The sequence below is a fragment of the Roseovarius sp. EC-HK134 genome, assembly GCF_902498815.1.
Taxonomy (GTDB): Bacteria; Pseudomonadota; Alphaproteobacteria; order Rhodobacterales; family Rhodobacteraceae; genus Roseovarius; species Roseovarius mucosus_A.
In genome coordinates this window covers 3,600,915-3,616,887 of the sequence record NZ_LR701544.1, presented here as the reverse complement: position 1 = coordinate 3,616,887, position 15,973 = coordinate 3,600,915, and the positions used below count along the sequence as shown (strand labels likewise).

The 15,973-nt window shown below is 62.9% G+C and carries 14 protein-coding genes; all 14 read right to left on the bottom strand.

Annotation, left to right across the window (positions count from 1 at the left end):
* Positions 1-127 precede the first annotated feature (127 nt).
* Positions 128-1,342 carry a 5-aminolevulinate synthase gene (gene hemA / locus GC127_RS21330; protein ID WP_008280379.1) on the bottom strand — a complete coding sequence of 405 codons (1,215 nt, stop codon included), beginning with the start codon at positions 1,340-1,342 and terminating at the stop codon, positions 128-130.
* On the bottom strand, positions 1,332-2,144 hold the full coding sequence (gene puhE / locus GC127_RS21325; RefSeq protein WP_008280378.1) for a putative photosynthetic complex assembly protein PuhE: 813 nt from the start codon (positions 2,142-2,144) through the stop codon (positions 1,332-1,334). Before puhE ends, hemA begins: the two co-directional genes overlap by 11 nt.
* 63 nt (positions 2,145-2,207) lie before the next feature.
* Positions 2,208-3,332 carry a magnesium-protoporphyrin IX monomethyl ester (oxidative) cyclase gene (acsF, locus tag GC127_RS21320; RefSeq protein ID WP_008280377.1) on the bottom strand — a complete coding sequence of 375 codons (1,125 nt, stop codon included), beginning with the start codon at positions 3,330-3,332 and terminating at the stop codon, positions 2,208-2,210.
* On the bottom strand, positions 3,329-3,625 hold the full coding sequence (locus tag GC127_RS21315; protein WP_008280376.1) for a hypothetical protein: 297 nt from the start codon (positions 3,623-3,625) through the stop codon (positions 3,329-3,331). The genes acsF and GC127_RS21315 overlap by 4 nt, the downstream gene beginning before the upstream one ends.
* A 15-nt stretch (positions 3,626-3,640) precedes the next feature.
* Complete coding sequence (puhC, locus tag GC127_RS21310; RefSeq protein ID WP_008280375.1) at positions 3,641-4,108, bottom strand: photosynthetic complex assembly protein PuhC; 468 nt, start codon at positions 4,106-4,108, stop codon at positions 3,641-3,643.
* 15 nt (positions 4,109-4,123) lie between these two features.
* A complete protein-coding gene (gene puhB / locus GC127_RS21305; protein ID WP_008280374.1) occupies positions 4,124-4,756 on the bottom strand; it encodes a photosynthetic complex putative assembly protein PuhB in 633 nt (210 codons plus the stop codon).
* A 15-nt stretch (positions 4,757-4,771) separates the two neighbouring features.
* Positions 4,772-5,545 carry a photosynthetic reaction center subunit H gene (gene puhA / locus GC127_RS21300; RefSeq protein WP_008280373.1) on the bottom strand — a complete coding sequence of 258 codons (774 nt, stop codon included), beginning with the start codon at positions 5,543-5,545 and terminating at the stop codon, positions 4,772-4,774.
* 27 nt (positions 5,546-5,572) lie between these two features.
* Positions 5,573-7,015 (bottom strand): PucC family protein, encoded by a 1,443-nt coding sequence (locus GC127_RS21295; protein ID WP_151979529.1) that lies wholly within the window; start codon positions 7,013-7,015, stop codon positions 5,573-5,575.
* Positions 7,012-7,734 carry a magnesium protoporphyrin IX methyltransferase gene (gene bchM, locus GC127_RS21290; protein ID WP_151979528.1) on the bottom strand — a complete coding sequence of 241 codons (723 nt, stop codon included), beginning with the start codon at positions 7,732-7,734 and terminating at the stop codon, positions 7,012-7,014. Before bchM ends, GC127_RS21295 begins: the two co-directional genes overlap by 4 nt.
* Entirely contained in the window at positions 7,734-8,630 is an 897-nt protein-coding gene (gene bchL / locus GC127_RS21285) for a ferredoxin:protochlorophyllide reductase (ATP-dependent) iron-sulfur ATP-binding protein (RefSeq protein ID WP_037297426.1), read from the bottom strand. The genes bchM and bchL overlap by 1 nt, the downstream gene beginning before the upstream one ends.
* Positions 8,631-8,742: 112 nt before the next feature.
* Positions 8,743-12,300 (bottom strand): magnesium chelatase subunit H, encoded by a 3,558-nt coding sequence (locus GC127_RS21280; RefSeq protein ID WP_151979527.1) that lies wholly within the window; start codon positions 12,298-12,300, stop codon positions 8,743-8,745.
* Entirely contained in the window at positions 12,290-13,822 is a 1,533-nt protein-coding gene (gene bchB / locus GC127_RS21275) for a ferredoxin:protochlorophyllide reductase (ATP-dependent) subunit B (protein ID WP_151979526.1), read from the bottom strand. The genes GC127_RS21280 and bchB overlap by 11 nt, the downstream gene beginning before the upstream one ends.
* Positions 13,819-15,099 (bottom strand): ferredoxin:protochlorophyllide reductase (ATP-dependent) subunit N, encoded by a 1,281-nt coding sequence (locus GC127_RS21270; protein WP_008280367.1) that lies wholly within the window; start codon positions 15,097-15,099, stop codon positions 13,819-13,821. Before GC127_RS21270 ends, bchB begins: the two co-directional genes overlap by 4 nt.
* Complete coding sequence (gene bchF, locus GC127_RS21265; RefSeq protein ID WP_151979525.1) at positions 15,096-15,584, bottom strand: 2-vinyl bacteriochlorophyllide hydratase; 489 nt, start codon at positions 15,582-15,584, stop codon at positions 15,096-15,098. The genes GC127_RS21270 and bchF overlap by 4 nt, the downstream gene beginning before the upstream one ends.
* Positions 15,585-15,973 lie beyond the last annotated feature (389 nt).

The following is a 15,973-nucleotide window of genomic DNA, read 5'->3' as shown; positions in this document are numbered from 1 at the left end:
GCTGAGACCTCCTCGCCTCCGCTTTCCCGTTATTAGGTGGGCGGTCTTGAGGTCAGGTCAATCAGCGGGGCGGGCAGATCACGCGGTTGTCACACCGCGTGCGCTATGCGTTTGACGGCCAGAAATATCACGCCACGGCATGCGCGAGGGCGCATTGCTTCCAGAGCACGGTCAGGGCCCGCACGAGGTGGTCGAGATCGGCGTCGGTATGCAGCGGGCCGGGGGTAAAGCGCAGGCGTTCGGTTCCCTTGGGCACTGTGGGATAGTTGATGGGCTGCACATAGATGCCATAGTCGCGCATCAGGATGTCAGCCAGCATCCGGCATTTGACCGGGTCTTTGATCATCACCGGGATGATATGGCTGTCATTGTCCAGATGCGGAATGCCCACCCGGTCCAGCAAGCTGCGCAACCGCGCCACTTGCGCGCGCTGCGCCTGCCGCTCTGTTTGCGATTCCTTGAGGTGGCGGATGCTGGCCGTCGCCGCCGCAGCCACTGCCGGGGGCAGGGCCGTGGTAAAGATAAAGCCGCTGGCGAAAGAGCGGATAAAGTCGCACATCGCGGCAGAGCCGGTGACATAGCCGCCCATGCAGCCATAGGCCTTGCCCAGTGTGCCCTCGATCAGGGTGATCCGATGCGCAAGGCCGCGTTCCTCGGACACGCCACCACCGCGCGGGCCGTAGAGGCCGACGGCATGCACCTCGTCAAGATAGGTCATCGCGCCATGTTTCTCGGCCACTTCGACGATTTCTTCCATCGGGCTGATGTCACCATCCATGGAATAGACGCTCTCGAAGGCGACGATCTTGGGCGCATTGGCGGGCAGGGCGGCCAGTTTGCGATCCAGATCCTCGGGGTCGTTATGCCGCCAGATCACCTTTTTGGCGCGGCTGTGGCGGATGCCTTCGATCATGCTGGCGTGGTTCAGCTCGTCCGACAGGATCACCGCATCGGGCAGGCGCGCGCCAAGGGTCGAGAGTGCGGCCCAGTTCGAGACATAGCCAGAGGTGAACAGCAGCGCCGCCTCTTTGCCATGCAGATCGGCCAATTCGCGCTCCAGCACCAGATGGTGATGGGCTGTGCCCGAGATGTTGCGCGTGCCGCCCGCGCCGGTGCCGCAGGCGTCGATCGCGTCTTTCATCGCTTGGCGGACCACGGGATGCTGTCCCATGCCGAGATAGTCGTTGGAACACCAGACCGTGACCTCTTCGGGCGCATCTGCATCATGGCTCTTGGCCTTGGGAAAGGCGCCGCATTGCCGCTCCAGCTCTGCGAAAATGCGGTAATTGCCTTCCTTTTTCAGCGCGTCGAGTTGCGCCGTGAACATGGCATCAAAATCCATGATGTCCCTCCGGTCTTGATTTTTCAGGTGTGGGTTTGGGCGCGGGCAGCATCCAGCGCCAGAGTTTCGCATCCGGCAATGGCAGCACCATCAACCAGTGTTCGAGAAGGGCCAGCGCCGTGATCGCCGCCAGCAGGGCAAAGCCAACGGCTGTCTCGGGTGTGGGCGCAGACCACAGCCGCTCGAGCCAGCAGGCCACGGCAAAGCTAAGCGCCGAGACCGTGAGCGGAAAGAACCAGCCCACGGGGGCCATGCGGAAATGGCTGGCCAGATGCGCCAGTTGCGCAGGCAGAAATTCGGTATTGATCTTGGGCACGCCGAAATAGAGGTTCAGCTTGGCGCTGATCCGGGCGAAATAGAGGATGCTGAAGGTCCAGAGACCAACGGTGTTGACCGCATCGGTGGCATAGAGCCAAAGCAGGATCAGCACGCCCGTCAGCAGCATTTCGTGATAGGCGACCGTGCCCCAGGCGCGGATGAACCGCTCCCACCCGACGATATGCGCGGGGCAGGGGCGCTGGTTGGGTCCGGTGATCGCCCCGGTGAGAAAGCTGAGCTCGATCCAACCCCAGATCGCCAATGCCGCGAGGAATGCCCCACAGGCCGCGCCGGTGCCGGTTTGCCCCAAGGTCGTCTCGTAGCCCCAGATACCCAGTGCCAGTACGGGCAGCGCCATCAGCACCGCCCGCCGCCGTGCCGCAGCCCCCCGCCGTTCGCAGAGCCGCACGACAATGAGGATCGCCCCGGTGGCGAACCACCAGAGAAAAACCGCCATCAGCGCTGCGATCCAGGGGCTTGTCACGACTGTCCTTTCATCTGGCTTTAAATACCTCGGGGGGCATGGGGGGCTGGCCCCCCACTTGGGTCAATAGGCCGGTTCCATCCGGGTCGAAGCGGGCAAGGCGTGCTTTTTCGCCGGAATGGTGTAGAGCCCGACAAAGGCCGCCGCCGCGCGCATCTGTGCGCCTAGCGACCGCAAGCGCCCGCTCAGGCCGCCCTGCGTGCGGGCCACTGCCAGATCGGCATTGGCCTTTTGCAGCTTCACCAACCCGGTTTGCCAGCGCGGATGCTCGATATCGAGGGTGATCGGGAAGATCTGTTTGCTGATATCGGATGTCTTGGTGAAGACCTCATGCGCATACCAATCGGGATCAACGCCAAGCGCGTTATGAAACGCGGGCCGCTGATGGTCGCGCACATACATGGTGGCATAAACAGCCGTCAGGAAGAACTTGATCCACAGCACATTCTTGCCGGAGGTCAGTTTGGGGTCGGTCTTCATCAGAAGCGCAAAGGCCTCGCCATGGCTGAACTCGTCGTTGCACCATTCCTGAAACCATTTGAAAATCGGATGAAAGCGGTGTTCGGGATGCGCCTCGAGATGGCGAAAGATCGTGATATAGCGGGCATAGCCGATCTTTTCGCTCAGATAGGTGGCGTAATAGATGAACTTGGGCCGGAAATAGGTGTATTTCTTTTGCTGGGTCAGGAACCCGAGGTTCACCGCCACGCCCGCTTCGCGCAGCGCGTCGTTGATGAAGCCGGCATGCCGGGCCTCGTCGCGCGCCATGAGTTGAAAGAGCTGGGTGATGTCCTTGTTGTTGCCGCGCCGCTTCATCTCTTTGTAGAGCACGCAGCCCGAGAATTCGGCGGTGCAGCTTGAGACCAGAAAGTCGATGAATTCTTTCTTGAGCTTCGGCTCCATCCCGTCCCAATCGACATGGTCCCAATCTTCGTTTTTCTTGAAGTGGCCCTTGTTGGGGTCGGCCTCCATCTGATCAATCAGTTTGTCCCAGTCTTCGCGCACCGAAGAGACGTCGACCGCGTCAAGCTCATCGAAATCGGTGGTGTAAAAGCGCGGCGTGAGCAGGGTGTTCTGCATTGCCAGCTCTGTGGCGGCCTTGCTGTCGAACTTGGCATTCGCCTCTTGAATGGCCAGACCCTCTTCGACGGTGGTGGCGTCGGCGGAATGTTTGACGGCGATATTCATAGCGTCACCTCGTCGGAAAAGGAGAATTCACAGAGTTCCATCACTTCGAAATCGCCGGTCCAGCGGGTCCAGAGACGTTCGAGGGCGCTGGCGCGGATGATGGTGGCCTCGCGATCCTCACTCACGACCATGCCGTAGGGGGCCATGATTTCGGGGCCATGCACCTTGACGCTGTCGCCGGGATAGACGGTGGTGCCGTTGTTGAAACGCACATGCGCGTGCAAGCTATCGAAACAGTGGCTGATTTCGACCGTGCAGGGGGCGCGTTCAACTTCGCGTGTCAGAAGTCCCATTGTGGTGATCCTTTCCTAGCGGGTCAAAAGTTTGGTGAAAGCCATCGAATTGGTCTGGCCAAAGCCCATCAGATCGGCACCCCATCCGGTCGAGGGGTCGTAGACCGAGAGGCGGCCATCCTTGCGGGCGATGATGGTGACAGGGCCGGTGAGGGGCACGCCATGCTTGGCGCGCTCGCGGTCGAGAACGCGCGATACGCCGGCGATAAAGCCGCCCTCTTCGGGCGAGAGCGTGGCGATCAGTGCGCCATTGGCATCGAGAACCTTGGCGGCACCGCTCATATCGCCGCTGAGGAACACATGGCGCTCCAGCACGATTTCGCTGTCCGGCGGGGTGGCGACCAGCGGAGCATCGGTGAGGCGCGCATAAGTGACCAGCGCCAGCACCGCCAGCACCAGACCCAGCATCGCGCGGATCATCACGCGCGGCACAAGTTCGCGATCTGCTGGGGCCTTGTAACGGGGGGCGCTTGTATCGGTCATCTTATCCGCTCCTGTTCATTCTGCCGCGAGGGCGTGCTGCGGGGCGCTGCGGGCGATTTTGGGTGTGGCAACGCGGGTCTCTGCCGCCTCGGCCAGAAGATGCGCGACCTTGGCCGCCTCTGGGATGCAGCGCAGCGCAGGTTGGGTGCGGCGCATGACCCAAGGGCGCACATGCGGCCAGCACACGAGGTAGCTGAGGCGCGTGTCGCCCATGAGGTCAAGCACGATGGTGCCGGTTCCGCCCTTGGTCAGTTTGAGATCGGCGCGCCCGACTTGCGTATAGGGCAGGTTGAGCGTGACTGTGAGCGCCGCGCCGATGCGCATGGCCACGCGGCGGTTGGTGATCGTGTAGACAGTGGCGCGGGCCTGAATATAGCCGACCAGCATCAGCATAAGGCAGACCACGATCCCCATGATCACCAGCGGCAGGGCGGCCGCGATGGCTGTGACAAGTGGCATCTGGTCCATCATGGTGATGAACCGCCAGACCGCGAGCACGACGAAATAGCCTGCCACCCATGGCAGGCTGAGCGCCTCGACGCTCAACCGCCACCAATCGGGCGCTCCCTGCCAGAGGATACGCTCGCCCTCGGGCGGGGTTTCGGGCAGGCCCCTTACGGGTTCAACGGCAAAATCGTCGTGGCTCATGGTCTTGGCTCCTTCTTATCCCAGCAGTGGCTCTTGCCGCGCGGTGCTGGCATAGAGTGTGCCGCCGCCGTAATAGCCGCTGATCTTGTCTTCCTCGAGCAGGGTGACCTGTCGCGGTGAGGCATGTTGCGGAACGCCTGCGAAATGCGGGCCAAAGATCGAGCGGACGTTGACGCGGTCCGACTTGATCCGGGCAAAGGTGATCGGCACCAAACGCTTGCCCTCGCCATGCGGTGCGGCCAGCTCGATTTCCAGGTAACGGACCAGTTGCTCGGGCTCGTCGATCCACATGTCGCTGATCTTGCCGACGATCTCGCCATCACCGGCCATCACCGGCAGGCCACGCGGATCACGCCCTGCGGCCACCACGAAATGCTCGGTTGCGGCCATCGGCACGATTTTGGGATGGCCGTGGCCGTCCAGTTCCGGCACATCGCGGCGCGGTGCCCAAGAGGCGGGACCAACCCCATCAACCATCGGATTGCCGGTGGGCGCAAAGGGGAAGCCATTGCCAGCCGCGGTCTTTTCCAGCGCCAGATCGGTACGCTCGGGGTTTTGACCCGAGGGTACAGTCAATTCACCCCGGCCATGCGGCAGCTTGAAGGTCTTGTCGCTTGGCAGCGGAAACAGGCCCTGATTGGCCGACAGCTTGCCATCGTCATCCTCAAGCGGATAGCCCTCGCGCATGTTTTCGCGCTGAATGTAGAAAATCAGCAGGGCAAAGAATCCGTAAAACAGCCAGAGTGAGAGGCTTGCGAGATCAAAATTTCCAAAGAACGGCTCGGTCATATCAGACTCCTTTCGAGCGATCGCAGGTCATGTGGGGAAATCGGCCAGCCCGATGCGGCCGCCCCCGGAGTGAGTTGTGCTGCCGGCCTGTTTGAACCGCACCAGCGGGCCAAGGACGGCAAGGGTAATGAACAAAAGGGCAATTTCCCCGTGATAGACGATGGAATAGCCAGTGGCGGGCGTGCTGAGCGCCTCGCCCATCTGACCAGAAAGGGCGAGATGATTGACCACGTCGCGCACGCCGCCGCCGATGGCAATCGAGAGACCCGCCGCGGTGGCCTGTGCGGCCCCCCAAGCCCCAAGCGCCAGGCCATGCCCGGCAACGCCGCCTGCGGCCAGCGCCATGGCCGCCGTAAGCGTCGAGACTGCGAAAAGCCCGCCGCCAAGGCCAATCAGGCCAGCCCCGGCGAAAAACAGGGCAGGCGCCTGCATCGGCGCCGCAAAGATCACGGTTGAAAACGCGACGATCCCGACCAAAAGGCCCGTACCCGCCATCCGGTAGGCATTTGCCCCCCGCAAGAGCGCGCGGCCCGCAAGACCAAAGCCCAAGAGTGCGCCAATCGCCCAGACCGAGGTGAGCATCGTGGTGGAGGAGACCGACAGCCCCAGAACTTCGCCGCCATAGGGTTCGAGCAGCACGTCCTGCATGTTAAAGGCCATGGTGCCAAGGAACACGACCGCCAGCAGCCGCCCCGCTGTGCCCCCCGCCATAAGATCCGCCCAAGCAGCGCGGAATTCGGGGCGCGGGGCCTCGCGCTCTTCCCGGCTCATGGGATTGAGTTTTTCCTGTTTCCAGAGTGCCACAAGGTTGAGCAGGATGCCTGCCAAGGCCGCCCCCTGCACCACGCGCACCAGTGTGAAAGGTGCGAAATCCCGCAAGAGCCAGCCGATCACAATGGCCGAAATCGCCATGCCCAACAGGAACATGACGTAGAGCAGCGCCACGACGCGGGGCCGCGTTTCATCGGTTGCGCGGTCGCTGGCCAAGGCCAGACCGGCGGTCTGGGTCATATGCAGGCCAAGGCCGGTCATCAGGAACGCCAGCGCCGCCAGCACCTCGCCTGCCCATGTCGGCCCCACCTCTTGTTGGCCCGACAGAACCAAAAGCGCGAAGGGCATGACGGCAAGGCCGCCCATCTGCCAGAGCGAGCCGAACCAGAGATAGGGGATACGCTTCCACCCCAAGGCGGAGCGGTGTGTGTCTGACCGGAATCCCATCAGGGCCCGGAACGGCGCGATCAGCACCGGCAGGGCGATCATCGCCGCAACCACAAGGGCCGGCACGGAGAGTTCCACGATCATCACCCGGTTGAGGGTGCCCAACAGAAGCACCGTCGCCATCCCCACCGACACCTGAAAGAGCGACAGGCGCAACAGTTGCCCAAGTGGCAGACCCTCGCTTGCCGCATCGGCAAAGGGCAGCCAGCGCGTGGTCAACGCCATCAGGGGGGAGGGGCGGCGCGTGCTCATCTGTGAACCTCCATCGCCTGAGAGATGTAAAAGCCTGAGGTCACGCGGGTCAGCGGACGCAGGGTGGCGGTGCTGCCGGCATAGCGCAGCGCCCGTTGTAGCCGTTTGGCGGAATGGGGCACCATGCTGGGCGAGCGGTCGGCGCGCGGGAAAAGTTTGCCCATGCGCCACATCGCCATCAAAAGCGGCGTGCGCGGCGCTACGGTAAAGACCACCGTTGCGGTGGTGCGCGCGGCCAGCGCATCAAGCGCGCGCGCGAGGTCGGATTCGGTGTAGTAAATCAGGCTGTCCATCGCCATGACGTGATCAAACCGGCCAAGGGCAGGATCGAGCATGTCGCCTGCGTGAAAGCTGACCAGCGGTGCGAGCGCCTCTGGCAAGCGCCGCCGCGCCACGTCGATGAGGGCGGGGGAAATATCCACCGCCATCACCTCGGCCCCGCGCGCGGCCAACTCTGCTGTCATTTGTCCGGCACCACAGCCCGCATCGAGCACGCGCAGCCCGCGCATGTCTTGCGGCAGGCGCGCCAGCATCTGCGCGCGCATCCGGTCACGGCCCACGCGGACGGTCTGGCGGATCTTTGACACCGGCGCATCACTCGTCAGCCGTTCCCAGACCTGGGTCGCGGTACGGTCGAAATAGGTTTCGACCCGGTCGCGCGTCTGCGCCCAGTCATCTTGTGGGGTCCCAAGGGCCGGAGGTGCGCTGAAGTCTCGCATCAATCGAACCCTAGCAATTCAAAGATGTCCCGGTCTTCCATCGGCGCGGGGGCCAGCGGATCGGTGCCATTCCAAAGATGTTGTGCGAGCCCGGTGTAGATATCGCGGACCATCTGCACCTCTTCATCCAGCTCCATTTCGAACAGTGTCTTTTTCTTGAGGCGCGAGCGGCGGATGGCGTCGATATCGGGCATATGGGCAATCCGGTTAAAGCCCACCACGTCGCAATAGCGATCCACCTCATCGGTGTCCTTGGATCTGTTGGCGACGCAGCCCGCCAGCCGCACCTTGTAATTGGCGGATTTGGCCTGCACGGCCGCGATGATCCGGTTCATCGCATAGATGCTGTCGAAATCATTGGCGGTGACGATCAGCGCCCGGTCGGCATGTTGCAGCGGGGCGGCAAAGCCACCGCAGACCACATCCCCCAGCACGTCAAAGATCACCACATCGGCATCATCAAGCATGTGATGCTGCTTCAGAAGTTTGACCGTCTGGCCGACCACATAGCCACCACAGCCGGTGCCCGCAGGCGGGCCGCCAGCCTCGACGCATTTCACGCCGCCCCAGCCCACAGTCACGAAATCCTCGGGGCGCAATTCTTCGGCGTGGAAATCCACGCTTTTGAGAATGTCGATCACCGTGGGCTGCAACTGGCCTGTCAGGGTAAAGGTGCTGTCATGCTTGGGGTCACAGCCAATTTGCAACACCCGTTTGCCCATGGCGGCAAAGGCCGCCGAAAGGTTGGACGAGGTGGTCGATTTGCCGATCCCGCCTTTGCCATAGACCGAAAAGACCTTGGCGCCTTCGATTTTCATATCGGCGTCCTGATGCACTTGCACCGATCCCTCGCCGTCCTGTCCCCTCAAGTTGGGAATGTCGTCGCGCGGGCTCATATGGTCCTCCAATCGGCTTGCGCCGTGATGTTGTGTTTCATCGGTCCCGAAATACTCCGGGGGTGTGGGGGCAGGCCCCCACTCTGACACTGGTCATAGTCACAAACAGTCGTCATTCTGCGGCCACCCCTTCCATCCGGTCTTCCATCGCTGCGGCGGCTGATTGCAGCGCGGCGAGGGTTGCGGCGTCGGTCTGCCAATAGGCGCGGTCATGTGCCTCGAGCAGGCGGTTCGCCATCCGCGAGGAGGCCACCGGGTTGAGATCGCTCAACCGCTTGCGCATCACCTCATCCAGAACAAAGGTTTCGGAAATCCGCTGATAGATCCACGGCTCTACCTGTCCGGTGGTGGCGGACCAGCCCATCGTATTGGTGACATGCGCCTCGATCTGGCGCACACCCTCGGCCCCGTGGCGCAAAAGGCCCTCGTGGAATTTCGGATTGAGCGAGCGGGCGCGGGTTTCCAGTGCGACCTGATCGGCGAGCGTGCGCACGGTGCCGGTGCCGCGTGTGGTATCAGAGATGTAGATCGCCGCCTCTTTGCCACCGCGCGCGCGGCGCACGGCACGGGAAATCCCGCCCAGCGTGTCAAAGTAATGGTCGACCGTGGTGACACCCAGTTCGACTGACTCGAGGTTTTGATAGGCCACTTCGACCCGCTCCAGCGCCGCTTGCAACAGCGCGCCTTGCGCCTGTGCCTTGCCGTTGACGCCATACGCAAAGCCTTTGCGCGCCTGATAGGCATCGGCCAGCTCGTCTTCGTCGTCAAAGGCAGAGCTATCGACCAGTTGATTGACATTGGAGCCATAGGCGCCTTCGGCATTCGAGAAGACACGCAGCGCCGCCGTTTCCAGATCGCAGCCGGTCTTGGCCATCTGTGCGCGGGCATGGGCGCGGATATAGTTCATCTCGTCGGGTTCATCGGCCCCGGCCGCCACCAGCGCCGCCTCGGCCAGCATCCGCACCTGAAGCGGCAGCAGATCGCGGAAAATGCCAGAGAGTGTCATCATCACGTCGATGCGCGGGCGGCCCAGCACGTCAAGCGGGATGAGGTCTGCGCCCGAGAGGCGGCCAAAAGAGTCAAACCGCGGCTTGGCCCCCATCAGCGCCAAGGCTTGGGCCATGGGCGCGCCATCGGCCTTGATATTGTCTGATCCCCAGAGCACCAGCGCGATGGAGCGTGGCAGGCTCTTGTGCGTTTCCAGCAGACGTGCCGCTTGACGCGCGCCATCGCGGCAGGCGAATTCGGTCGGCATGCGGAAGGGATCGAAGGCGTGGATATTGCGACCCGTGGGCAGGATATCCGCCGAGCGGATCAGGTCGCCGCCGGGGACGGGCGGGGTAAAGTGCCCGCCAAGCGCCCGCAAGAGCGCCGCAATTTCGGTTTCCTGCTGCAAGAGCGCATCGACCCGCGCCCGTGTTTCGGCATCAGTGCCGTCCATGATCGCAAGATACCCGGCGCGCGCTTCGGCGCTCATGGGGCGGCCCAGCACGTGCAGGCCTTCGGGGATCAACGCGTCTTCGGTTTCGAGCAGTTTGAGCCAGAGCGTGTCGGGCTCGCGCCCGCCCATGTCGACGGTAACGGCTTGTTCGGCGATGAGGGCGCGCAATTCCTCGCGCTCGGGCGCGTCGCCCGCCATTTCACGCCAGCGCTTGAGGCTGTCCTTGAGTTCCGCAAGACCCTTGTAAAGGCCAGAGGTCGCCAGCGGCGGGGTCAGATGTGTGACGGTCACGGCCCCGGAGCGGCGCTTGGCAAGGCTGGCCTCAGACGGGTTGTTAGACGGGTAGAGGTAGACATTGGGCATGTCGCCAATCAGGCGGTCCGGCCAGCAGGCAGCGCCCGGTCCGGCCTGTTTGCCCGGCATGAATTCCAGCGCGCCATGCATGCCAAAATGCAAGAGAACATCGGCGTTAAAGCGGTTCTTGAGCCAGAGGTAGAATTGCGCGAAAGCATGTGTCGGGGCAAAGCCATGCTCGAACAGCAGGCGCATCGGGTCGCCCTCATAGCCAAAGGCCGGTTGCAGCCCGACAAAGACATTGCCGAATTCCGCCCCAAGGATGAACACCCCACGCCCGTCCGATTGCACCTTGCCGGGGGCAGCGCCCCATTGCGCCTCGATCTCGCGGAGCCAGGGTGTGCCGGCCACGATATCGTCGGCGCTGACATGGGCCGCGATATTGGCCTCTTGTCCATATTGGCGGGCGCTGCCCTCTAATACGGCACGGCGCAGCTCTTCGACCGTTGCGGGCGGGGTCAGGTCATAGCCGCGCGCGGCCATGGCGTGCAGCATGTTGTGCAGCGATTGAAAGACATCGAGATAGGCCGCCGTGCCTGCCGCACCGGCATTGGGCGGAAACCCAAAGAGCACGATGCCCACGCGGCGCGTTGCCACCTCTTGCCGGCGCAGATGCGCCAGCCGCGCGACCCGCGCCGCCAGAACCTCGATCCGTTCGGGGCAGGGGGCCATCGCCTTGGCCCCGTCACCGGTGCAGCGGCGCGCGCAGCCGTCGCAGGCCGTATCGCCATGGCGCCCGGCAAAGACAGTGGGATTTGTGGCACCGTCGATTTCGGGCAGGGCCACCAGCATCGTCGTCTCAATCGGGCCCAATCCGCCCGCCGATCCGGCCCATTGTGCAAGGGTCTGAAATTCGAGCGGATGGGCCGCGACATAAGGAACATCCAGACGGCTGAGCACATCAACCGCCGCGGCGCTATCATTATACGCGGGGCCGCCCACAAGGCTGAACCCGGTCAGAGACACAAGCGTATCGACACGCCCCTCGAAGAACCGTTCGACCGCCGGGCGGCCATCGAGACCCGAGGCAAAGGCCGGGATCACCTTGAGGCCGCGCGCCTCGAACGCGCGGATCACGGCGTCATAATGGGCGTGATCGCCCGACAGAACATAGCTGCGCATGACCAAGAGGCCGACAGTGCCGGTGGTTTCTTGCGGTGCGGGCAGGCGGGCGAGGTCGGTCGTGATCCGCTCTGGCAGGTCAGGATGGTAAAGGCCCACTTCGGGGTAATCCTGCGGGGCCGGGGCGCGGAGTGCGCGCCAACGTGCCTCGTGACCATAGCGCGACATCAGGAACCGCAGCATCGCTTCGATATTGTCGTCTGATGTTCCCAGCCAATATTGCATGACCAGAAACCACGCGCGCAGGTCCTGCGCCTTGCCGGGGATGTATTTCAGGATGCGCGGCAAGCGCCGCAGCATCTTCATCTTTTTCTCGCCCGATTCTGCCGACGGCTTGTCTGTGCCGCGCAGCCGCTTGATCAGCTTGCGTGCGCCGGTTTCGGGGGCGGCCATATCGAGCGTGCCCATGCGGGTCAGTTTCACGATCTGGGCATCGGCAATGATGCCGATCATTGCGTCACAGTGATCGCGCCGCGCCTGAAGGTCGGGCAGGATTGCCCGGATGTGATCTTCGAGAAACAGCAGGCTGATGAGGATCAGGTCGCCGCGCGCGATATCGGCACGGGCTGCCTCGAGTGCTGTGGGGTTTTCGCCCCATTCGGCAGCGGCATGCACCTTGAGCGTGAGGCCGGGGAATTCGGCCGCCATCCGTTCGGCCACGCGGGCGCATGCACCCGCCGCATGGGCATCCAGCGTCAGGATCACGACGCGGTAGGGGGCCGTTGCGGCCGGGGGGATCACGTCATCGCGCATAATGGGCCTTTGCCTCGTAAAGCGTGTCGATGCCGATTTCGTTCAGCCCCTTTTGCGAGGCGAAAATCTCGGTGTTGCGCCGGGCCTTGCCGCGCACGAAGAAGGGGATCTTCTTGAGTTCGCGTTCGGCGTCGGCCAGCCAGACCACCACGTCGGATGTTTTGGCAGGTGTGTCTGTCGGGGCCGGGGTCTCTGCCGGGGCTTTGGCTGTGTGCTGTCCGCCATGATGGCTGGCACCGGCGGCATCGTGGAACTCGAAATCGTCGCGGAACATATGCAAAAGATGCTCTTCCAGCCCCATCACCAGCGGATGCACCCAGGTATCAAAGATCACATTTGCGCCTTCGATCCCCATCTGGGGGGAATAGCGCGCCGGGAAATCCTGAACATGGACGGGGGCCGAGATCACGGCGCAGGGAATGCCCAACCGCTTGCCGATCATCCGCTCCATCTGGGTGCCGAGGATCATCTCGGGGGCGGCGGCCTCGATCGCGGCCTCAACCTCAAGATAGTCGTCCGTGATCAGCGCGGTCAGACCGTATTCTTTGGCCAGCGCGCGAATGGGCCGCGCCATTTCGCGGTTGTAGCAGCCAAGGCCCACCACCTCGAAACCCATTTCGTCGCGGGCGATGCGGGCGGCGGCGGCGGCATGGGTGCCATCGCCAAAGATGAACACGCGCTTGCCCGTAAGATAGGTGCTGTCGACGCTGGCCGAATACCAAGGCAGGCGCAAACGCTCTTCATCCATTGCCTGAGGAACATTGGCCAAGACGCTGACTTCGCGAATGAAATCGCGGGTGGCGCCAACGCCGATGGGAACGGTTTTGGTAAAGGGCAGGCCCAGTTCCCGCTCCATCCAGCGGCAGGCGCTCTCGCCCGTCTCTGGGTACATCAGCACGTTGAAATGCGCGGCCCCCAGCCGGGCGATGTCAGACGGCGTGGCCCCATAGGGCGCACAAACATTCACCGAAATGCCCATATCGGCCAGCATGCCGGTCAGTTCGGTGATGTCATCCCGGTGCCGAAATCCAAGGGCGGTCGGGCCGATCAGATTACAGCTGACCTGCGCGGTTTTCTCCACCGGCTTGGCCAAGGCGCGGGTGATCTGGAAAAAGGTTTCATCTGCGCCGAAGTTTTCCTTGCGCTGATAGCTGGGCAGTTCCAGCGCGATGACCGGGACGGGCAGGCCCATCATCTCGGCCATGCCGCCGGGATCGTCCTGAATCAATTCTGCGGTGCAGGACGCGCCGACAATCATCGCCTCGGGCTTGAACCGGTCATAGGCTGCCTGACAGGCGGTCTTGAAGAGATTGGCAGTATCGGCCCCAAGGTCGCGCGCCTGAAAGGTGGTGTAGGTGACGGGCGGGCGGTGATTGCGCCGCTCGATCATGGTAAAAAGCAGGTCGGCATAGGTATCGCCCTGCGGTGCGTGGAGCACGTAATGCAGCCCCTTCATCGCGGTGGCGACACGCATCGCGCCGACATGCGGCGGGCCTTCATAGGTCCAGAGGGTGAGCTTCATGATGCCGCCCCCAGTTTTAGGGCCGCACGGCGGCGCATCGGGCGCGAGAAGAGCCCCGCCAGATCGCCCGCCTGTTCGTAGAAATGCACCGGGGTAAAGACCAGTTCGATGGCCCATTTGGTGGCGAGCCCCTCGGCCTCGAGCGGGTTGGCAAGGCCCAGACCGCAGACGGTCAAATCGGGCTGTGCCGCGCGGCAGCGGTCAAGTTGCCGTTCCACATCCTGCCCTTCGGTCAGTTGCGGACCTGCCTCGAGCAGATCGAGATCGGGGCCGAGGATGTTCTTGTGCAGGAAGGGCGTGCCCACTTCGATGGCGCGCATGCCACATTCGCGGGTCAGGAACCGGGCCAGTGGGATTTCCAGCTGGCTGTCGGGAAAGAAGAAAATCGACTTGCCGCTCAGGCTCTCGGCGGCCTGGGCCACGGCGCGGGTTGCGCGGGCGCGGGGGGCGGCGGTGACACGCTCGAATGTGGCGTCATCGACGCCAAACTCATTGGCCACGGCGCGCAACCAGCCGGTCGTGCCCTCAGCGCCAAAGGGGAAAGGGGCGGGCAGGTGCCGCGCGCCACGCCGCTCTAATGCAGCCAGCGTATCGCCAAGGAACGGTTGCAACAGGGCAAAAACAGTGTTCGGCCCCACGCTAAGCGGATCATCCGCCCGGCGCGCGGGCAGGATTGCCACATCGGTGATCCCCATCTGTGCCAGCAGATCACGGGCCTGATCCTCGACCACATCGGGCAGGGCACCCACCAGCATCAACTGGCGTGCGTCGGTTTCGGGCAGGGAAGGCACCATGGAGGCCAGGCAGGCATCCTCGCCTTGGGTAAAGGTGGTCTCGATGCCTGAGCCGGAATAGTTGAGCACGCGCACATGTGGGGCGTGCTGCACGCTCAGCTTTTCGGCGGCGCGGGCGAGATCCAGCTTGATCACCTCGGAGGGGCAAGAGCCGACGAGGAAAAGTTGGCGAATGTCGGGACGCCGCGCGATGAGGCGGCCAACCTCGCGCTCAAGTTCGACCTGAGCATCGGCGAGACCGGCAAGATCGGTCTCTTCCAGAATGGCGGTGCCGAAACGTGGCTCGGCAAAGATCATCACGCCGGCGGCGGATTGCAGCAGATGCGCGCAGGTGCGCGAGCCGACCACCAGAAAAAAGGCATCCTGCATTTTGCGATGCAGCCAGATGATGCCGGTCAGACCACAAAACACCTCGTGCTGACCGCGTTCACGCAAAACAGGGGCTTCGCGACAGCCAGTGCTTGGGGGGGTGTCAAAGCTCATGCTGCCTCTCCTGCTTGAAGGCGCGCCATGCGCAGTTTCCACAGGAATTGTCCGGCGTTGATGACATAAGCCGCATAGGCCGCCAGTGCGAGACCCATCAGCGCGTGAGGGGGCAGGGCATGGGTCCAGAGCGCCCAGAGATAGGCGGTGTGTAGGGCGATGACGCCAAAGCTGAACACATCTTCCCAGAAGAACGCAGGCGCAAAGAGGTATTGGCCGAACACGACCTTTTCCCAGACGGCGCCCGTGACCATGATGAGATAAAGAACGCCGGTCTTGATTACGATTGACCAGGTGGCCGCGGCGAAACCGTCACCCGTGATGAGGTAACGCAGCACAAGGCCGAGCGAGATGAGAAAGACAAGAAATTGCACGGGTGCGAGAATGCCCTGCACAAGCGTCCAGACCGTGGCATCGCGGCGCGCGCGCTCTGCGGCGGTGTAGAGCGCTCCGGTCGCTTGTTGATGATGCGCCTGTCGCGCCATATCCCCTCCGGTCCCGTGTCTCTGGCCTGTCCTGATGCTACGACCTGAGGGCTAAATGTGTCAATTATAATTTACACTTTTGGGCGCGGTTAACTTGTAATGAAATCTGGACGCGTGTCGTGCGGCGGCTTTGCGGCGCGGCTTCAGCGGCTTTTTTAGGCGGTTGATCGCCCATTCTGCGTGTGGTTTGCCTAATTTTACCCCGATACGCATGGATTCCGCGCGCGGGGCAGATTTGTTGCCTTGGTCTGTCAGGATAATTTGACATTTGACCTCTGCGCCCGCACACTAGGTATACGGAGCAGAAAACGCGCCGCCCTTTTGTCCCGTGCGCGATTCGCAGTATAGTGAAACGCAGAGGATCGCGGGATAGTAGGGTCGCCTGGGAG